Source organism: Thauera sp. (genome assembly GCF_035444905.1).
GTDB lineage: Bacteria > Pseudomonadota > Gammaproteobacteria > Burkholderiales > Rhodocyclaceae > Thauera.
This window is the reverse complement of the sequence record NZ_DAOMPS010000016.1, coordinates 60,968-80,948: the sequence shown is the minus strand read 5'-3', so window position 1 is coordinate 80,948 and position 19,981 is coordinate 60,968. Positions and strand designations below refer to the sequence as shown.

Annotated in this window: 16 protein-coding genes; 3 read left to right on the top strand and 13 right to left on the bottom strand. The window is 63.2% G+C overall.

Features of this window, described 5'->3' with window-relative positions; translation table 11 throughout:
• Positions 1–384: 384 nt before the first annotated feature.
• From PLC66_RS09695 to PLC66_RS09630, 13 genes are all read right to left on the bottom strand, one after another.
• Complete coding sequence (locus PLC66_RS09695) at positions 385–678, bottom strand: hypothetical protein (RefSeq protein WP_324539782.1); 294 nt, start codon at positions 676–678, stop codon at positions 385–387.
• 28 nt (positions 679–706) lie between these two features.
• The gene (locus PLC66_RS09690) at positions 707–1,042 is read right to left on the bottom strand and encodes a hypothetical protein (RefSeq protein ID WP_324539780.1); all 336 of its coding nucleotides are present in this window, start codon (positions 1,040–1,042) and stop codon (positions 707–709) included.
• The gene (locus tag PLC66_RS09685; protein WP_503012189.1) at positions 1,043–2,227 is read right to left on the bottom strand and encodes an RHS repeat-associated core domain-containing protein; all 1,185 of its coding nucleotides are present in this window, start codon (positions 2,225–2,227) and stop codon (positions 1,043–1,045) included.
• A 135-nt stretch (positions 2,228–2,362) separates the two neighbouring features.
• Positions 2,363–4,063: an IS1634 family transposase gene (locus PLC66_RS09680; protein ID WP_324539777.1), complete on the bottom strand. Its 1,701-nt coding sequence runs from the start codon at positions 4,061–4,063 to the stop codon at positions 2,363–2,365.
• 143 nt (positions 4,064–4,206) lie between these two features.
• Positions 4,207–4,854 carry a hypothetical protein gene (locus PLC66_RS22880; RefSeq protein ID WP_503012188.1) on the bottom strand — a complete coding sequence of 216 codons (648 nt, stop codon included), beginning with the start codon at positions 4,852–4,854 and terminating at the stop codon, positions 4,207–4,209.
• Positions 4,855–5,127: 273 nt separating this feature from the next.
• Positions 5,128–5,319 carry a hypothetical protein gene (locus tag PLC66_RS09665; RefSeq protein ID WP_324539775.1) on the bottom strand — a complete coding sequence of 64 codons (192 nt, stop codon included), beginning with the start codon at positions 5,317–5,319 and terminating at the stop codon, positions 5,128–5,130.
• Between the two features lie 64 nt (positions 5,320–5,383).
• On the bottom strand, positions 5,384–5,692 hold the full coding sequence (locus PLC66_RS09660; protein ID WP_324539773.1) for a hypothetical protein: 309 nt from the start codon (positions 5,690–5,692) through the stop codon (positions 5,384–5,386).
• 9 nt (positions 5,693–5,701) lie between these two features.
• Positions 5,702–7,495 (bottom strand): RHS repeat-associated core domain-containing protein, encoded by a 1,794-nt coding sequence (locus tag PLC66_RS09655; RefSeq protein WP_324539771.1) that lies wholly within the window; start codon positions 7,493–7,495, stop codon positions 5,702–5,704.
• A gap of 75 nt (positions 7,496–7,570) precedes the next feature.
• Positions 7,571–7,951: a hypothetical protein gene (locus PLC66_RS09650; protein ID WP_324539769.1), complete on the bottom strand. Its 381-nt coding sequence runs from the start codon at positions 7,949–7,951 to the stop codon at positions 7,571–7,573.
• Positions 7,948–10,422 (bottom strand): RHS repeat-associated core domain-containing protein, encoded by a 2,475-nt coding sequence (locus PLC66_RS09645; RefSeq protein WP_324539767.1) that lies wholly within the window; start codon positions 10,420–10,422, stop codon positions 7,948–7,950. Before PLC66_RS09645 ends, PLC66_RS09650 begins: the two co-directional genes overlap by 4 nt.
• Before the next feature lie 199 nt (positions 10,423–10,621).
• Positions 10,622–11,059 (bottom strand): SMI1/KNR4 family protein, encoded by a 438-nt coding sequence (locus PLC66_RS09640; protein WP_324539765.1) that lies wholly within the window; start codon positions 11,057–11,059, stop codon positions 10,622–10,624.
• A 3-nt stretch (positions 11,060–11,062) separates the two neighbouring features.
• Positions 11,063–17,182 (bottom strand): RHS repeat-associated core domain-containing protein, encoded by a 6,120-nt coding sequence (locus PLC66_RS09635; protein WP_324539763.1) that lies wholly within the window; start codon positions 17,180–17,182, stop codon positions 11,063–11,065.
• Positions 17,183–17,333: 151 nt separating this feature from the next.
• Positions 17,334–17,567: an RHS repeat domain-containing protein gene (locus PLC66_RS09630; protein WP_324539761.1), complete on the bottom strand. Its 234-nt coding sequence runs from the start codon at positions 17,565–17,567 to the stop codon at positions 17,334–17,336.
• Positions 17,568–17,824: 257 nt separating this feature from the next.
• On the opposite strand from PLC66_RS09630, the gene PLC66_RS09625 reads away from it, so the two are divergent.
• From PLC66_RS09625 to PLC66_RS09615, 3 genes are read left to right on the top strand one after another with little or no spacing between them, the layout of a single operon-like run.
• On the top strand, positions 17,825–18,793 hold the full coding sequence (locus PLC66_RS09625; RefSeq protein ID WP_324539759.1) for a PilN domain-containing protein: 969 nt from the start codon (positions 17,825–17,827) through the stop codon (positions 18,791–18,793).
• Positions 18,790–19,371, top strand: a complete 582-nt coding sequence (gene gspM / locus PLC66_RS09620; RefSeq protein ID WP_324539757.1) for a type II secretion system protein GspM — start codon at positions 18,790–18,792, stop codon at positions 19,369–19,371. Before PLC66_RS09625 ends, gspM begins: the two co-directional genes overlap by 4 nt.
• Positions 19,346–19,867, top strand: coding sequence for a hypothetical protein (locus tag PLC66_RS09615; RefSeq protein ID WP_324539756.1), 522 nt, complete (start codon positions 19,346–19,348; stop codon positions 19,865–19,867). Before gspM ends, PLC66_RS09615 begins: the two co-directional genes overlap by 26 nt.
• Positions 19,868–19,981 lie beyond the last annotated feature (114 nt).

The window sequence follows — 19,981 nt, the reverse complement described above, 5'->3', positions numbered from 1 at the left end:
CTTTCTCATATTTCCGGCCGCGATGCGCCTCCTATCTGTGAGAAATGCGGGCTAGACGCACAACAGGCGGCAGGCTGGCTGAAGCGCCTGAATCGAGAGTTGCACCGATGACCACAACCTACATCGGCTTGCCAGTCATCAACGGGAAGCCGGTCCGACTGGCAGACATCGAAGCTCTCCGCTTGTGGTCGGCATCGAAGGTGTAGGTCCAGATCATCATGGGGACAGACCACGGCTTCGCGGCGACTCACCCGCTACAGCGCGGCGGGACCCCAAAATCGTGGTCTGTCCCCGATTACAATCCTGCGGATCAGATGGCTGTCGGCATCAAAGGCGAAGTGCGTCTGTTTGCCTAGCAGCCTGCCGGTACGCCGTCCGCCGGCTTCAAGTCCGACAGGCTGCTAGCGCGTCAGTCGTCTGCGTGATGCGGCTCTGCGCATCGAACACGTTCGTGGTGGTGTCGGTGACGTCCGTGCGCGGGCCGTTGACCTGGGTGAGGTTGCCCACTGCATCGTAGGTGAAGGCGGTGGTCAGGTTGAGCTTGCCCGTGCCCGAGTCAGCCACGACCGTTTGCGGTACGTACTTGTTGGCCGCGTTGTAGGTGGTGGTGGTGACCACCGTGCTGGTGGCGGTGTAGTCAGGCCCACCACGGTCAGGCAGTCGTCCAAACCGTGGCACCCCCTATTTCTGCCTCAAGATTAGTAATCTACTTGTGCGTAGGTTGATTTTTCATTTCGCTAAGGTATTTAGCGACACCCTTGACAATCCCCCCTCCGTCATTCTGAAGAATAGGAATAATAATTCCTGGAAAGTCTTTCAAGCCTTCCCTCAATCCACGCAATATTTTACCTTCTGTTCTAGCATCCACGCCAGATTCACGTATTTCGTAAAGCTGACTCATCGAACGCTCTAAACTTTCAAGAAGTCTCTCAAGGCGCCCAGAGTCATCGCATTTATCGCGAAGAGCATTAATAATAAACTTATATACCAATATCATTTGGTCTATATTCAATCCTGCGGCATCAAGTTTTTGACAATCCATTTATTGACCCAGCCTAATTCTAGAAGGAGAGTTATCTGGAAGGGGACCAAACTCACGAATTGACTCACCCATGTAATACCCTCGAAACGGGTTAAAATCTGCCACTCCATTGATTGCATTCCGCGCTGCACCGTTTACGCTTTGAGCCCCGCCAAAATAATCAATCAACTGCTGCTCTCGACCACGAATTGCTGCGCGATTTGTTGTATACACATCGACAACTGGCTTCTCAAAACCCTCCGCATTAAGGTGTGGCTGCCCTAGGGCACGAGTCTGAACTAACACCTCTGGTGCCTGGTAGCCACCTGTACGGCCGGCATAATACTGTCCGGTTCTTGAATTGTACCGAGTGTATGTGACGTATTGATAGGACTTAGGATTTGAACTATCCCCCGACAAAGCCAATGGGAGCATAAGGATGCCTCCACGCAACGCCCCCAAGATATCTGCAGTAGCGACACCTGATCCTCCTCCAGATATTGCGGCAGCGCTATTTGCCGAGATCGCACCAATCCCGCCAACACCAGCAGAAAGCGCTCCAGCCTCCCAAGAACTCAGCCCCAGCGGGTCGAACCGATTAACCGGGTTGTTCCCCACATACGCATACAGGTTCAGGTCATCGGCGGTGCCGATCGGGTCGGTCTGCAGGAAGCGCCCGAGTGCCGGCGAATAGAACCGCGCCTTGTAGTAGTAAAGGTTCAACCCACCCAGGTACTGCTGCCCGGTGTAGCGGAAGCGCACGCCGGTGGTGACGTTCGGCTCGCCGAACGGGCCGTAGCTGTGGATCGCGGTGCTGGTGCCCGCGCTGTTGGCCGTGCCGATGATGCTGCCCAGGTGATCGGCGTAGAGCCAGCTCTTGTCGGTCGTCGTGCTGCCTTCGTACCACACCAGCGGTTCATCTACGCCGGGGCCGTGCACGTAGCGGCGCAGGAGCGTGCCCGCGCCGTCGTACTCGGCCACCAGATCGACGCCGTCGTAGGCGAGATCGGTGATCGCGCCGGCCAGCGTGGTGCGGCGCAGCCGGCCTTCGGCGTCGTAGGCGAGCGTGGCGGCGTAGCCGGTCTTGGTCGCGCTCTTGAGCTTGTTGTCGGCGTCGAAGGCGTAGGTCCACACCCCGTCGCCGGTGAGGTTGCCCTTGGCGTCGTGGGTGAGCGTGGCACCGGCTGCGGTGGTGTATTGGTTCAGGCCGTTGGCGGTGTAGCTCTGGGTGCCGTTGGCGTAGCCCGTCCATTGGTACAGGTCGTTGGTCCAGCTCTCCCGAGTTCGACAGTTACGCTCGCAAGTCCTTGTTTTTGCTAGATCGCACTTTCAAAAATGCCACTACAACAGCGTCAGCTGCTCCGGCGCCGCCGGTTTTTCGATTCCTAAGGCATGAAGCACCTCGTTCTGTTCCGTGCTGAGGGCGGACACTCCCGTCACCGGTTCGCCGCCGTTCAGGCGCACGCGGTGATGCTGGATGCGCTGCAGTTGCTCGAGTGCCCGCTCGGGGGTGTAGCCCGCGTCGGCAGCCTTGAGGCGGCTGCGCATCACCCAGTGCAGGATCAGCGCCATGAAGCAGATCGACGCATGCGCGCGGATCCGCTCGGGCAGGCGGTGATACACCGGGCCGATCTCGATCTCGGACTTGAGCACCTTGAAACCGCGCTCGATGTCGGCGAGCGACTTGTAGCGCTGAATCACGTTCTGCGCGGCGAGCCCCTCGGCATTTGTGACCAACAGCAGCTTGCCGTCCATCATTTCGGCGAGACGCTTCGCCTTGTCGTCGATGTGGTAGCTGAAGAGCTCCTCGCCCAGATCCACCTTGAGGATGCGCGACAGGTGCGCTTCGCTGACCGCATGGTAGAAGCGCGCCTTGGCGCCGCTGTCCGAGAGCTTGCGGCCCCGGTGCTTCACGCCTTCGTCCTGCTCGGTGAGCTTGCCCGACCATTCGTCTGCCTGGCGGATCAGCGCGTCGATGCGTTCGTTGCGTTGTTCTGTCTTGGTGGCCGCAGCCATCGGGTCGTGCGCGACCACCAGCCGCAGCCCGTTCCAGGGCTGCTCCGAGATCACCTCCTGCGTGGCGGTGGCGCACTGCTGTTCGTGGAAGGGCTCGAGCAGCTCGATGAACTCGTTGTAGCGCCGGCCCGGCACCGCGACGATGAACTCGAGCGGCTTGCCGCTGGCCAGGCGCACGGCTTTCAGCGCCTCCAGATTGTCCAGGCTGAGCAGCCCCCGGTCAGCGACCAGCACCAGGCGCTGCACCGACGGGAAGCGCTCGAGCACCTTGGAGAGCGTGGGCAACAGGGTCCGGGTCTCGGCCGTGTTGCCGTCGAACACCTCGTGGTAGATCGGCAGCCCCTCGGCGGTCTGCACCACGCCGAGCATGAACGGGCGGGCGATCAGCCCTTCCTTGGCCATGCCGTACTGGCGCACGTCGCCGGCCTGCTGGCTGAGTCCTTCGCTGCGGATCGTGGTGAGGTCGTAGAACACCACCGACAGATCCTGGTCGATCAGCGGGCGCAGCAGCCCGGCGACCACCGCATCGACCTCGTCCTGATGATCCATGAGTGCATCGAGGCTGCGCAGCAACTGCTGGTGCGTCACCGCCTTCGGCCCGAAGTCGGGCAGCGCCACCGTCTGTACCCAGCGCAGCACACCGAGCTTGGATTCGGGGTCGCACAGGCGGTTGAGCACCATCAGCCGGATCAACGCTTCCACGTCCGTGGTGCGGCGCGTGCGGCGAAACACCCGGCGCAGCCCCGAGAAGCCGAGCGACTTCCACAGCTCGGTCAGCGCCCACACGTTACCGAGCGCCCGCGCGGACTCGAACGACACCGTCGGCGCCGGCGGCTTGGCGCCCATCGGTTCGCGGCCGGTGATCTTGAGCAGGCCGTTGATCACCGCATCGAGCGAACCATCGACCTGCTCGGCGCGGCCGAGCGTGGCGACGGTGCGCTTCTTCACCCGTCCGGCTTCGTCGCGATAGGACTCGACGAGCTGGACGTAGCGGCGGCCTCCGGAGGTGGTGAGCTTGACATGCATGCCGCCACTCTACCCACGCACAAAGCCGCGTCAAGTTTGAGGATGGCTGTTACAAACGTGCCACCACAGCACTTTTACGGTCGCCGCCCTCAAACCCGCGCCGGCGCTGGAGAGGCCCTCCGAAAAGGGGCGAAATTTGGAGGTCACTGTCGAACCCCGGAGCTCTGGCTCACGATTTCCTGCACCTGGTTGCGGGTGTAAGTGGTGGTCTGGTCCTGCGCGGTGCCGGTCAGGTTGTGCGCGAGACTGGCGAGCGCGCCTTGGGTGCTGTAGCCGTAGCTGGTGGTGGTGCCATTGCCGAGCGTGACCGTCGTGCGCCGCGACAAGTCGTCGTAGGCGTAGGTGGCCAGGTTGGTCGTGCCCAGTTCCTTGATCGCGCTCGGACGGTTGAGCGCGTCATAGGTGGTGGTGACGTAGAACGCGGTCTCGGGCCAGGTCAGTCGCGTGCGGTTGCCTGCCGGGTCGTACTGGTAGGCGAGCGTCTTGCCGCCGGCGGTGGTGCTGGTCAGGCGCCCGGCCGCATCCCACACGTAGGCCACGGTGTGGCTGTTGTCGGCGTACTTGGCCTGGGTGCGACGGCCCAGCAGGTCGTAGGCGAAGGCGATGTTGTCGGCGGCCGTGGGGTAGCTGCGACTGGTCAGGCGGTGCAGGTTGTCGTAGGCGAGCGTGATGGTGTCGCCGCTGCGCTTCCTGTGGCTCGTTAGGTTGCCGGCCGCGTCGTAGGTGAATTGCTCGTAGTCGGTGGTGGAGGAAGTGTTGACGGTGGTCGGGTGCGGGTAGCGCAGCTTCACTCGGCGGTCGTGGCCGTCGTATTCAAAGGTGGTGCGGTTGCCCTTGGCGTCGGTGAGCGTGACCGGCAGGCCGTTGGCGCTGTAGCTGGTGGTGGCGGTGCAATCAGGCGCACCACGGTCAGGTCATTTCCCCAAACCGTGGTGCGTCCCCTATTTCTCGCGGGTGCCTGCGACGGTATCCAGCGCTGCCCTAGTCCTTCGTCTGGCTGCTATCGGATCAAGTGCACCGTGCATTGCCTCACCACGGGCACCAATTCCCCTTGCGGCAAGGAACTACCCGCCATTTTTCTTTCGACGCAAATCTGAAGCTTCGCGCCTGCACTCGTCGATCAATCGATCAGGGTCGGTTCCAGTTCTTCTGATCGTGCGGCCTTTCGTGTCTTTTGCAACAACTTCATAAACACCGGCAGATTTTTCGTCGATATCAAAGGCCCAATCCGGGATATCTGGAAACCTGCGAATCATGGCTTGATCTCCCGCACAAATCCTCCTTGGAGCAGATCACCAAGGAGGAAAATAGGGGACAGACTCAATCGGCTATCGCATGAAGAGCCTTGCCATTTTCTATGGCGTAGGCAACCAACTCGCTTAGAGCATCAAGGAAGCGCTGCAGGTCAGTCGAACCAGTTTGGGTGCGCAGTATCCGAACCTGCTCAGACAAGTCTAGAAGATCATTGACAGCGATCTCTACATCTTCGTAGTAATCCGCGAAGTCCTGGAAACGCACAAGCCCACCAGCAGACGCTGCATTAACCAGTTCATGGTGAAGATCCACGCCTAGCGAGACAGCCTTTTCGGGTGCCCCGTTTTGGCCGAGAACCGTAAAGTCGAGAGACATAACAACCTCCTACGGGCGACCAGGGAACGCAGTGACCAACTCGCCATTCGAACGAGTGATAACGGTCATGACTGAGGTTTGTTGACCGGCGACACGATCGATCCCGATCGAGCGACCAGCATCCCATGTACGGGCGAAGTTTCCGTTGGCTTGCTTAACCATCCGTTGCTGTGTTCCTGAGTTGATCAGGGCCGACAAGTTCTCGCCTTCATTGAACTTGCTCTTACCAGCAAACTTCGCGATGTCGTTGACGCTGTGTCGCTCAACGACGTGAGCCATTCCCTTTTCGGTGATCCTGATAGGACCGTTCAGGAGTAGCGGTGCTTCCTTTGCCGCCAGCCCCGAGAGCTTGGTAACACCGAGACCAATCCCAGCGCCCATCGCTGGATTGAGCCCCTGAATGGACTTTTCAATCGTATCGCCTAACGTCGCGCTCTGGAAGCCTGCGACCGAGCGGTCCCACCAGTTATCGATGCTCCCGCCGACCTTGCCTGCAAAGAGCTTCAGATCCTCCGCGGCCAACCCCGTCGGATCACTGAAGTTGACCGGGTTGTTCCCCACATACGCATACAGGTTCAGGTCATCGGCCGTGCCGATCGGGTCGGTCTGCAGGAAGCGCCCCAGGGCCGGCGAGTAGAACCGCGCCTTGTAGTAGTACAGATTCAGCCCACCCAGGTACTGCTGCCCGGTGTAGCGGAAGCGCACGCCGGTGGTGACGTTCGGCTCGCCGAACGGGCCGTAGCTGTGGATCGCGGTGCTGGTGCCCGCGCTGTTGGCCGTGCCGATGATGCTGCCCAGGTGATCGGCGTAGAGCCAGCTCTTGTCGGTCGTCGTGCTGCCTTCGTACCACACCAGCGGTTCATCTACGCCGGGGCCGTGCACGTAGCGGCGCAGGAGCGTGCCCGCGCCGTCGTACTCGGCCACCAGATCGACGCCGTCGTAGGCGAGATCGGTGATCGCGCCGGCCAGCGTGGTGCGGCGCAGCCGGCCTTCGGCGTCGTAGGCGAGCGTGGCGGCGTAGCCGGTCTTGGTCGCGCTCTTGAGCTTGTTGTCGGCGTCGAAGGCGTAGGTCCACACCCCGTCGCCGGTGAGGTTGCCCTTGGCGTCGTGGGTGAGCGTGGCACCGGCTGCGGTGGTGTATTGGTTCAGGCCGTTGGCGGTGTAGCTCTGGGTGCCGTTGGCGTAGCCCGTCCATTGGTACAGGTCGTTGGTCCAGCTCTGGCTCACGATTTCCTGCACGGGGTTGCGGGTGTAGGTCGTGGTCTGGTCCTGCGCGGTGCCGGTCAGGTTGTGCGCGAGACTGGCGAGCGCGCCTTGGGTGCTGTAGCCGTAGCTGGTGGTGGTGCCATTGCCGAGCGTGACCGTCGTGCGCCGCGACAAGTCGTCGTAGGCGTAGGTGGCCAGGTTGGTCGTGCCCAGTTCCTTGATCGCGCTCGGACGGTTGAGCGCGTCATAGGTGGTGGTGACGTAGAACGCGGTCTCGGGCCAGGTCAGTCGCGTGCGGTTGCCTGCCGGGTCGTACTGGTAGGCGAGCGTCTTGCCGCCGGCGGTGGTGCTGGTCAGGCGCCCGGCCGCATCCCACACGTAGGCCACGGTGTGGCTGTTGTCGGCGTACTTGGCCTGGGTGCGCCGGCCCAGCAGGTCGTAGGCGAAGGCGACGTTGTCCGCGGCCGTGGGGTAGCTGCGGCTGGTCAGGCGGTGCAGGTTGTCGTAGGCGAAGGTGACGCGTAGCCGGTCTTGGTCGCGCTCTCGAGCTTGTCGGCGTCGAAGGCTTAGGTACAGACAAACGTGGGGACAGACCATGGCCTCGCGGCGATTCAGCCTCTACAGCGCGGCGGGACCCCAAAATCGTGGTCTGTCCCCGATTACACTCGTCAACTAATCCACTTCGATGGTCGGCGGGTCAAGTGAAAGCACATCGACAATGTCATTCGCAGTAGCCACCATATAGTGAGTCAAGGGCCCACCAGGGGCAGGGCCGCACCGCTCCTCATTAAACCAGACGAGGAAATCGGAATTGTCCACGCGGTAAAAGCTCTTGCTCATACCTCCGGTTCTTCGCATAGCTGACAAAGTAAGCAAGGCATCTCCCTCGTCAAGCTTTCGATACGCCATGTAGGAGTCGAACTGCAGCCTTACTCTTGAACCGTCAGTACGAACCAAGGTAAGTACGAGACTGCCCGCGCGATCGACCAACTCCTCAAGTTCAAAGCGAGCATTGCAGAAATACTCTTGCAATATTGGACTATAGATACTCATGGGTTGTATCTCACCTTGTCACGGTTTTTTCCATTCTGGATCTCAAGGGTCGGCCGTCCGTCAGTGCTATCGGGGCGTACGTTAATCTGGCGGCCATCCGGTAGCGTGCCTCGGCGCCCTCCATCCGGTAGCGGAGCAACATTAGTTGGACCTTTAGCGTCAAAATCTCTGTTCGCCTCATCCATACCGCCACCCTTTTCCCATTGTGTAGTTCGGCCCTTCGTTTTGTCACCTGGGGCGGCACCCGGAACCGGTGGCTCCTTGCCACCTGTCGTGTTCGCATCCTCATTGTAGATAGCGTTGGCCTTGCTCCCCATCCACAATCCTGCGGCCAGGCCTCCAACAGCGGTAGCCGCCTGCCCAACAGCTGGGGCTGCGGCTGGAATGCACGGAATGCAGTACGCAACTTGTATGCGCTCTCCGGTGAAACTTGATCCCAACTGCAGTCCACCCACCCCACCGTTGAGTTGATCACTCTGAACAGCACTCAGCCCCAGCGGGTCGAACCTGTTGACCGGGTTGTTCCCCACATACGCATACAGGTTCAGGTCATCGGCCGTGCCGATCGGGTCGGTCTGCAGGAAGCGCCCCAGGGCCGGCGAGTAGAACCGCGCCTTGTAGTAGTACAGATTCAGCCCACCCAGGTACTGCTGCCCGGTGTAGCGGAAGCGCACGCCGGTGGTGACGTTCGGCTCGCCGAACGGGCCGTAGCTGTGGATCGCGGTGCTGGTGCCCGCGCTGTTGGCCGTGCCGATGATGCTGCCCAGGTGATCGGCGTAGAGCCAGCTCTTGTCGGTCGTCGTGCTGCCTTCGTACCACACCAGCGGTTCATCTACGCCGGGGCCGTGCACGTAGCGGCGCAGGAGCGTGCCCGCGCCGTCGTACTCGGCCACCAGATCGACGCCGTCGTAGGCGAGATCGGTGATCGCGCCGGCCAGCGTGGTGCGGCGCAGCCGGCCTTCGGCGTCGTAGGCGAGCGTGGCGGCGTAGCCGGTCTTGGTCGCGCTCTTGAGCTTGTTGTCGGCGTCGAAGGCGTAGGTCCACACCCCGTCGCCGGTGAGGTTGCCCTTGGCGTCGTGGGTGAGCGTGGCACCGGCTGCGGTGGTGTATTGGTTCAGGCCGTTGGCGGTGTAGCTCTGGGTGCCGTTGGCGTAGCCCGTCCATTGGTACAGGTCGTTGGTCCAGCTCTGGCTCACGATTTCCTGCACGGGGTTGCGGGTGTAGGTCGTGGTCTGGTCCTGCGCGGTGCCGGTCAGGTTGTGCGCGAGACTGGCGAGCGCGCCTTGGGTGCTGTAGCCGTAGCTGGTGGTGGTGCCATTGCCGAGCGTGACCGTCGTGCGCCGCGACAAGTCGTCGTAGGCGTAGGTGGCCAGGTTGGTCGTGCCCAGTTCCTTGATCGCGCTCGGACGGTTGAGCGCGTCATAGGTGGTGGTGACGTAGAACGCGGTCTCGGGCCAGGTCAGTCGCGTGCGGTTGCCTGCCGGGTCGTACTGGTAGGCGAGCGTCTTGCCGCCGGCGGTGGTGCTGGTCAGGCGCCCGGCCGCATCCCACACGTAGGCCACGGTGTGGCTGTTGTCGGCGTACTTGGCCTGGGTGCGCCGGCCCAGCAGGTCGTAGGCGAAGGCGACGTTGTCCGCGGCCGTGGGGTAGCTGCGGCTGGTCAGGCGGTGCAGGTTGTCGTAGGCGAAGGTGACCGTCTCGCCGCTGCGCTTCCTGTGGCTCGTGAGGCTGCCGACGGCGTTGTAGCCGTACTGCTCGTAGTCGGTGGTCGATGAGGTGCCAACCGTGGTGGGGTGCGGGTAGCGCAGCTTCACCCGGCGGTCGTGGCCATCGTACTCGTAGGTGGTACGGTTGCCCTTGGCGTCGGTCAGTGTGACCGGCAGGCCGTTGGCGCTGTAGGTGTAGGTGGCGTAAGTCTGGACCAGGTCGGTGCCGACCGCCCGCTTGACGCTGCGCACAAGGTCGTTCTTGAAATAGGTCGTCTCGGTGACCCGGTTGCCGCCCTCGCCCGCGGGGAGCGCCTCGGTGACGCGCATCAGGCGGTCGAGGCTGTCGTAGGCGTAGTCGGTGACCGCGACCGGAGCGGCGGCCGTCGGGCAGGTGGTCGCCGCGGCGGTCACTGCCGGGCCCCAGGCCCTGCGCAGCTTGCCGGTGGCGCTGTAGCTGCGGCAGCTGACCAGCCATTGTGTGCCCAGCTGGGCCGCCGTGCGGATGAGCCGGCCGTCGTTGTCATAGCCAAAGCGCGTCTGCTTGCCCAGCGCGTCGGTCGTCTGCGTGATGCGGCGCTGCGCATCGAAGGCGTGCGTGGTGGTGTCGGTGACGTCCGTGCGCGGGCCGTTGACCTGGGTGAGGTTGCCCACCCCGTCGTAGGTGAAGGCGGTGGTCAGGTTGAGCTTGCCCGTGCCCGCGTCAGCCACGACCGTTTGCGGGACGTACTTGTTGGCCGCGTTGTACGTGGTGGTGGTGACCACCGTGCTGGTGGCGGTGGTTTTGCTGGTTTGCGAGGTCTGCAGGTAGAAGGTGGGGTAGCCGCTGGCAGTGTAGGCGCGCGTACCACGGTCAGGTCATTCCTCCAAACCGTGGTGCGTCCCCTATTTCTCATCCGCTTGCCCCCCTTCAGCGAGCCAAACGCCCCCGCCTCACCGGCCCTTACCCCCTTTGCCGCAGGAATTACTGCTCAAATGACCGGATCTTGGCAACGAACTCATCGAAGCTGGCTGCGACTTCGTAGGTGGCGCAGTCGGGATCGTCTAGATCGCAATAGATCACCTTGGCTGCGACATCACGCTCGAACTTCAGGCAGAACAAGTTGCCCCCAGAATCGCACGCGATTGGCAGGGCGTGAAGGCCTGGGCAGCGTTCGGCAACTAGGGCGAGATTCCACGCCAAGTCACTGCTTTCTACCGACCTCCCAATGCCGAAGAAGACTTGTACGTCCGTCGGTGAACCGTCGGCCCCGGGAACATCTATCGTGTCTGGAGTTGGTGCTCCTCCGTTGCTGCGCAGGAGGAACTGCCGATAAGAATCAGGCAGCACAGCGCCCAACTCAGCCTCAATGGGTGCGATGTCCAGCGCTCCGATCTTCGGACCAACGTTCTCGATCAACATTCTTCACGGCCCTGGCAGGAATCCACCGGTGTGACCGGTCTGCGAGTGAATGTCTCGGGGTACCAATTGCATCGTCTTGCCATCCTGGTGATGGTGCCACGTAAAGCCTTCCGGAGTCTTCTTGAGCCCAGCGGCTTCGTTCGCAGCGCGGAAGTCGCCTGCTCGCGACCCTGTCTGTGTGATCTTCACCTCGGCCTTGGCGACAGCAGAGAAGTCAGGGTAGCCAGCCTTGTCGAACGGCACACCGGTCTTGGGGTGAACACTTCCTGCAAGATGGCCGTTCCGCAGGCCTGCCGCTCCCTTTGCGGCCTGAGTTCCAGCACCAACCCTGCCAATCACCCCCGGGCCAATGCCCACATAGCCTACAACATTCCCCTGCGCATCATGCATCGGCAGGTTAAGCGGACTATTGGCGGCATTCTCCAGACCCTTGCTGACCATCCATCCAAAGAAGTTGCCTGCCGAGGGATTTGAATCGACGACGCCCTGTACTCCACGGCCAAAGGACGAGTCGCTGATCTTGCCGATCAGCATCTGGGCCTCAGCCGCGGCCAACCCCGTCGGATCACTGAAGTTGACCGGGTTGTTGCCCACATACGCATACAGGTTCAGGTCATCCGCGGTGCCGATCGGGTCCGTCTGCAGGAAGCGCCCCAGCGCCGGCGAGTAGAACCGTGCCTTGTAGTAGTACAGATTCAACCCACCCAGGTACTGCTGCCCGGTGTAGCGGAAGCGCACGCCGGTGGTGACGTTCGGCTCGCCGAACGGGCCGTAGCTGTGGATCGCGGTGCTGGTGCCCGCGCTGTTGGCCGTGCCGATGATGCTGCCCAGGTGATCGGCGTAGAGCCAGCTCTTGTCGGTCGTCGTGCTGCCTTCGTACCACACCAGCGGTTCATCTACGCCGGGGCCGTGCACGTAGCGGCGCAGGAGCGTGCCCGCGCCGTCGTACTCGGCCACCAGATCGACGCCGTCGTAGGCGAGATCGGTGATCGCGCCGGCCAGCGTGGTGCGGCGCAGCCGGCCTTCGGCGTCGTAGGCGAGCGTGGCGGCGTAGCCGGTCTTGGTCGCGCTCTTGAGCTTGTTGTCGGCGTCGAAGGCGTAGGTCCACACCCCGTCGCCGGTGAGGTTGCCCTTGGCGTCGTGGGTGAGCGTGGCACCGGCTGCGGTGGTGTATTGGTTCAGGCCGTTGGCGGTGTAGCTCTGGGTGCCGTTGGCGTAGCCCGTCCATTGGTACAGGTCGTTGGTCCAGCTCTGGCTCACGATTTCCTGCACGGGGTTGCGGGTGTAGGTCGTGGTCTGGTCCTGCGCGGTGCCGGTCAGGTTGTGCGCGAGACTGGCGAGCGCGCCTTGGGTGCTGTAGCCGTAGCTGGTGGTGGTGCCATTGCCGAGCGTGACCGTCGTGCGCCGCGACAAGTCGTCGTAGGCGTAGGTGGCCAGGTTGGTCGTGCCCAGTTCCTTGATCGCGCTCGGACGGTTGAGCGCGTCATAGGTGGTGGTGACGTAGAACGCGGTCTCGGGCCAGGTCAGTCGCGTGCGGTTGCCTGCCGGGTCGTACTGGTAGGCGAGCGTCTTGCCGCCGGCGGTGGTGCTGGTCAGGCGCCCGGCCGCATCCCACACGTAGGCCACGGTGTGGCTGTTGTCGGCGTACTTGGCCTGGGTGCGCCGGCCCAGCAGGTCGTAGGCGAAGGCGACGTTGTCCGCGGCCGTGGGGTAGCTGCGGCTGGTCAGGCGGTGCAGGTTGTCGTAGGCGAAGGTGACCGTCTCGCCGCTGCGCTTCCTGTGGCTCGTGAGGCTGCCGACGGCGTTGTAGCCGTACTGCTCGTAGTCGGTGGTCGATGAGGTGCCAACCGTGGTGGGGTGCGGGTAGCGCAGCTTCACCCGGCGGTCGTGGCCGTCGTATTCGTAGGTGGTGCGGTTGCCCTTGGCGTCGGTCAGTGTGACCGGCAGGCCGTTGGCGCTGTAGGTGGTGGTGGCGTAGGTTTGTGCCAGCGCCGTGCCGACCGCCCGCTTGACCTGGTGCACGCTGTCGTCGGCGTTGTACACCGTCTCGGTGACGCGGTTGCCGCCCTGCGCCGCGGGGAGCACCTCGGTGACGCGCATCAGGCGGTCGAGGTCGTCATAGGCGTAGTCGGTGACCGCGACCGGGGCGGCGGCTGTCGGGCAGGTGGTGGCCGCGGCCGTTACCGCCGGGCCCCAGGCCTTCAGAAGCTTGCCGGTGGCGCTGTAGCTGCGGCAGCTGACCAGCCATTGTGTGCCCAGCTGGGCCGCCGTGCGGATGAGCCGGCCGTCGTTGTCATAGCCAAAGCGCGTCTGCTTGCCCAGCGCGTCGGTCGTCTGCGTGATGCGGCGCTGCGCATCGAAGGCGTGCGTGGTGGTGTCGGTGACGTCCGTGCGCGGGCCGTTGACCTGGGTGAGGTTGCCCACCCCGTCGTAGGTGAAGGCGGTGGTCAGGTTGAGCTTGCCCGTGCCCGCGTCAGCCACGACCGTTTGCGGGACGTACTTGTTGGCCGTGTTGTAGGTGGTGGTGGTGACCACCGTGCCACTAGCGGTGGTCTTGCTGGTTTGCGAGGTCTGCAGGTAGAAGGTGGGGTAGCCGCTGGCGGTGTAGGCGGTGTAGCCGTAAGTGGTTTGCGGTTGCACGCCTGCGGCATCGGCCGGGGCGGTGACCGTCAAGGGGTTGCCTTGTGCGGTGTAGGTGTAGGTGGTGACCTTGCCCAGCGCGTCAGTGGCGCTGGCGACCTTGTTGAACGCGCTCTCGTAGGTGAAGTTGCTGGTCAGCATGGCCAGCCCCGAGCCGGGTTTGGCGATCTGGCGAACCTGGCTGACATTGTGCGTGCAGCGCTTGTCGGCGGCTGCGCACGGGGCGTCGTGGTAGCTGTATTCCAGTGCATTGCCTTCGGGGAAGGTCTTGCGCGTGAGCCGCCCCTGGCCGTCGTAGGTGTTGACCGTGCTGCGCCCGAGCGGGTCGATCGACTTCAGTTCCTTGCCGAAGGCATCAAAGTACGAGACCTTGCTGACGGCACCCGGCCCGACCTCTTCGGAACGCGAGCCGGCGAAGTAGTAGGTGTAGAGCTTGCCCGCCGCGTTGGTCTGGGTCTGCACCCGGCCCAGGGTGTCGTAGACGTTGGTGGCGAAGGCAACCGTTGGCGTGCTGGGGTAGAAGAACTTCGTCATCCGCCCCGGCAGGTCATACTGGTAGGTGGTGGTCTTGGCGGTGGCGTCGGTGTAGCTGGTGAGGTTGCCGTTGGCATCGAAGGCGTAGCCGATGCTGCGCGTGCCGTCGCTCACCGCGCTGATGCGCGCGCCGCTGTAGGTGAAGTTGAGCACCCGGCCCAGGCTGTTGGCGACCTGGGTGAGGTTGGCGCCGCTGTAGGTGAACTTGGCCTGGACGCCACTCGGGTGGGTGTAGGTGGCGAGCTTGCCGGCGCTGTTGAAGGCCAGCTTGGCGCGGTTGAGTGTTTCGTACTGGTAGGTGCCGTCACCTTGCTTGGTCAGCCGTGCGGCATTGCCCGGGGGCGGGTTGTAGCTGCCGTCGGGGAGCTTGACGAACACTTCGCCGTTCAGGCCTTGCTGCACCACCACGGTGTTGTTGATGAGTTGGTCGCCGAACCAGCGCTGGCCCAGCGTGGCAATGACCATCTTGTCGAGCGGCTTGGCAGCATCGGCCAGCAGGTCGAGCGCGACGAGCTTCTCGACCAGCGTGGGGACGGCGTCGAGCGCGGAGTCCTCGCCCATACCCTGGAAGCCGTCCGAGCCAACCCGGGTGCTGGCAGCCAGGCTGTGCGTCCAGCCCTTGCCAAGCGGACCGTCCTGGGTGCGGGCACCGGAGCTGTAGAGCTTGTTCAGCCCCAGGCTGAGCGGAAACTCGCCAACCCCGGTCTGGATGTCTTCGTTGGCGTAGAGGAAGCTGCCCGACGCGAAATCAATCGGGTCGTTGATCAGCTTCATGCCCACCTCGATCCAGTCCGACGGCGATTTTGCACCGTTGGCCGACTGAACTACGGTTGCCGCAGGGACGTTGCTGACGCCAAAGCCCCCCGCCAACCCACCGCCGATGATGGCGCCAATGCTCGTGCCGGTGCTGTTGATGGTGAAGTAGCCCGCGCCCGACCAGCTGTTCTCGGTCAGGTTGCAGCGGGCGGGCAGGATCAGCCGGTTGCCCGCGTTGATCTGGCTCTGGAAGGTAGCCAGCCAGGGCGAGCACGACACCAGGTTCGGTTGCACCACGCTGGCGTAGTTCGACGACTTGGCGTCGTAGATGCGGTCGTTGTTGGTGGCGGCGATGTCGATGAGCTTGACCGTCGACACGGCGCTTACGCCTGCGGTCTGCTGCACCGCGGTCGATTCGAAGATGCTCGAGTGCATCGCCGAGCTGTAGAAGACGGCTCGCTCCTTGGCGGCGTCAGCGCTTTGGCTGACGACACTCAACAGGTTGCCCGGCAGGTCGACGTAAGGGGCACCGCTATAGCCGGCGATGCCGATCTGGTGGTGGAAGAGCGTGTTGGTGCCGGCGAGCCGGTCGGTGATGTAGTCGGAGTGGTTCACCTGGGCGATCCAGGTGGCCGACAGCACTGCCAGCGAGGAACCGAGAACGACTTCGGAGGTGTCGGCACTGCCGGCGGCCTTGGCGGTGTCGAGCTGGCCGCGGTAGCGTTCAACCAGCCCACGTCCGGCCGGCCCCCAGCCGTTGCCGACCAGGAAGGTGCCCCCGGCCTTGATCGACTGCGTGAAGCTCTGGTTGGCGAAGGTGTTGCCGTAAGCGCCGTGGGTGACGTTGAAGGTGACGTTGCCCACCGTGCCCGGCGTCACCGCGGTGCCAGTGGCCTGCGCGACGCCATCGAGCATGAGCACGGGCTGGTTCGAGCCGTTGTAGGTGAGCGTGAGACGCTTGCCGTAGAGGGCGTCGGAGGTGTAGCTGCGATCGATGCCTTGGTAGCGGATGCGCAGCGTCGGGCTGTAGTTGGCCGGAATCGTCGCCCACTCGGTGAGTGCGACGGCCGTGTCCTGGTAGGGCAGCGTGGTCTGGCGCAAGGCGCCGCCCGTGTGCGGGGCCACCGTCTTGCCGCCGATCACGTCGTCGAGCGTGCCCGCCGGCAGGTTGGTGCGCAGGTGTGTGGCCAGGGTGTTGGCGTAGGTGGTGAGGGTGTTGCGGATGTTGGTCCGGTTGATGCCCTGGACGTAGTCCGCGGTGATCGTGGCGCCACTCTTGGCCGCGGTGAGGTAGCTGCTGGCGTTGTAGCCGCTGGCGGTGGCGAGGTTGATGCCGCTCTTGTGGACGTGCGACTTGAAGCTCGGGTCGAAGTAGTAGTTCGTGCCGCCGATGTTGACCTTCACCCACACGTGGTCGAACTTCATGCTGTGCAGCGCAGCGGTCGAGCCCGGGCAGCTGCCCGCCGCGGTCGCCGTGACCGAGGCCACCGGGATCTGGGCGTTGCCGAAGAGGTTCAGGACCGCGCAGACGTTGGCGGTGTCGACACCGAGCCAGTCCTGCACCTGCGCAGCGGTCAGGTTGATGCGTCCGCGCACGTGGTTGGCGGTGAAGCCCGCCTGGCGCAGCAGCTGCACCATCAGCGTGGCCTGGTCGAAGGCGGTGCCCTGATTGTCGAGCAGCGCGCCGATCGCCCCTTTCTGGATACCCCATGTGGGGTAGTAGGCGATGTTGTTGCGGACGTACTCGTAGATGAGATCGGGGTCGTTCTTGAGCGCGCGCGCGAGTTCGGCGATGGAGGCCGGGCCGCTCGGTGCGGTGTCGCCCGCCACGCGGGCCGCCGACAGCGTCATCTCGCCCTCGACCGAGGCGCCACGCTCGATATCTTGCACAACGCCCTGGTTCAGATCCTTGGGCAAGGCCCGCCCCCGGATCGCACGCTCGGATTCTTCGGGAGTGACCGGTGCGAGGATGACCCGATTGACCCCGGGACCGTGCTCGATGCGCTCGAGCTGCCCACCGCGTGCCGCCTGCGCCCGGCCTGCAGCACGCGCTGTGTCGGGCGTTGCGGCCACCGCCGGCAACCCCTGGCCGAACTGGATATTGCCTTCGGCCAGCGCCGTGCCCGAGAACAGCCCGGCCACGAGCATGGCCAGCATGCCCGCGCGATGCGGACCCCAATTGCGTTCAAACATGATCGAACTCCCGAACAGGCGCACGCAAGATGTCACGTTTATTACATTGACATCGAACCAGGGCGTGCAAGGACGCGCGACCCAACGGACGGGTCGCTCGAAACCACGGTGGAAAGACAGACAGAGGCGAGCGGCGCGCGGCCGCGGACGATCAGGGCACGCCCGTGGTGACACGGCTGAGGCGATTGCCCGCCGCGTCGTACGTGTAGGTGATGACGACGCCGTTACTGTAGGTGGCCGTCTTGAGCCGGCCCAGCGTGTCGTAGGTGTAGCTCACCGAACCGGCCAACGCCGGTACCGCAAGCCCCAGCATGGCCGCGACAGCCATGAGACGAATCCCCGCGCCCACCGTCGGCGTGCGCTTGCTGCGTTGTTTCCCGCTCATCGGCCCCGCTCCTCACCAAACTGACTTCGACACACTCACGCTCGTCACAGGATTCGACTACACTCTGACGACATAAGCGGATTGCATGCGTCAATTGTTGTGGGCAAAAATCCCAATGTCAACCTCTATTCCAAATTAAATATTTGTTTAGGATGCATGACAGAAGCCGCGCCCCGGCACAACGCGCCCAGCCAACTGCCCTGATACCGACCTTGCGGGACGCGCTCGGCGCCTCTTGGCGCTGGTGGCGGACCGAGATGGATTGGCTCATCGCACCGATTGCGAGGCGCGTCTTCGGGGTTCGGGCACCACTGACGTTGGTGACGGATGCGGCTGGAAAACTTGCGCTGTCCGAGCTTGATAGCGAAGTGGACTCAGGCTGGGAGGCTGTCTGCACGGGGCGACAAGTGATCGTTCTGCTGCATCCGGCACACGTTATGCGCTTGACTTTGACACTGCCTCGATCAGCACGCGGAGATCTGCGCGCTGCCGTGCGCTACCGGATGGCGGTCGAGGCGCCGGTTGACGAGTCTGCGCTGTACTTCGACGTCGGGGACATTACGGGAGCGCCCGCGCGCGATGAGATCAGGGTTGAAGTTGCCCTCTGCAAGCGCGCGCTTGTCGCCGAGCTCGAGGCGGCTATCGAACGTGCCAAGGCCCGTGCTTGCGTGGTCGGCTTCTCGCCCGCAGGTTCGACGTCACCCAAATTCAAGTTCCACGCTTCACGAGGCATGCAACGGAGCCGGTCTGCAACGCGGATCAACCGGTGGCTATTCATCTCGGCTGCATGCATCGTACTGACGGCCGGTCCGGCGCTGTTCGCCCATGCATCATGGCTCGGGGTTCGTGCCCAGTCCGAGATTGAAGCAAGGCGAGCCAAGCAAGGCAATGTCATACAGCTTGCCGAGGTTAACGCTCGCATCATTGCCATACGCGAGCAGCTCGCTCAGGCTCAACGCTCGTCAGGCGCCCTGCGGGTCATGGAGGATATTGCGACCCACTTGCCCAAACAGGCGTGGATCAGCCGGCTGGAGTATGAGTCAGGGCGACTCAAACTCTCCGGCTATGCCGCAGACCCTGCTGCAACTGCACGGGCGCTCGAGCAGGCTGCCAGCCTGACCAGCGTGAAACTGGAGTCGGTTTCACGGCCGGATGGCGGGGCTGACGGCGTGAGCGTGCCGCAGTTCGCCTTGAATGCGATCGTTGGCAGGGAACGGAGCCGATGACGACGGTGCGGACAATGGCGCAACGTTCATTGGCGATCGTCGTCACGGTCTTGCTGTTTGTCGGCGGCTGGACGCTTGTGCTGCAACCGCTCTATGGCCTGCCTGTGACCGCAATCGAACGGCTGAATGACACGCGCTTCGAGCTTGCACGCCTGCAGGCATTGGCGTCGGAGAGCGGAGACCTCACCGCTGACGATGTAGACCGGCTCGAGCAATCCGTGGCCCCATTGATCTTCTCCTCCCCAAAAGACGGCGCCGCATTCGTTGCCGCGGTCGACTCACTGATCCGTAGCGCAAACGTTCAGTTGCTGGAACTCAGGACGGCGGATCCCACGAAAGTGGCGAACCTGACCCGCTTCACGATCGACGTGCGAATGACTGCATCTGAAGAGGCATTGATTGGCTTGCTGATTGCGGCTGAACGTCATCGACCACTGCTTCTTATCGAGCGGGCGGTGGTGACGACGACGGCTTCGATGATCGACAACAGTTCGACTCCGGTTTCCGCAGAGTTGCGGGTAAGTGCCTTTGCGGGAAAAAACGACCAGCCGAGTGAAGGTGAAGCCCGTGCTCGATAGGCAGACGGTCTCCTTGCTGCTTATCAACGTCTGTGTGGGCTCGTTATCCGTGATCGCCCATTCGGTTCTACTGGAGGCGCCGGACGATCTGCCCGCTACGCGCGCGAGCGTTCCGGCTGCTGCCGAGACGTCGCTTGTCTTGATGGAAACGGTGCCCAACGCGCTTGAACAAACCCTGTTGTTCTCCCCTTCGCGGACCCGCTTGGCCCCGGCACCTGCCGAGCCGGAGGCAAGCCCCGGCGCGACGCTTCCCCGCTTGGTCGGCATCATGATCGACGGCCATAAGCGAACTGCTTTGCTCGAGCTGGAATCCACCGCTTCGAGAAAAGTTGTCGCCGAGGGTGATCTGTTTGACGGGTGGGTTGTGATGGCAATCGCCGCCCACGCTGTCCGGCTGCAGGGTCGATCGAGCAATGAGGATAAGTCCCATGCCGCCCCGAGCGTCGAGATCCGACTCAGGCAACTCATTCAACCCTCACAAGACCCAGAACAATGAACAAGTGGCATCGACTCCTTTTGGGGATCGCCGTATCGACGGGGTTGAGTGCGTGCTCCACGACACCTCCTGTCGCACCTACCCGCCTGTCGACGTGGAAGATCGTTCCAGCGG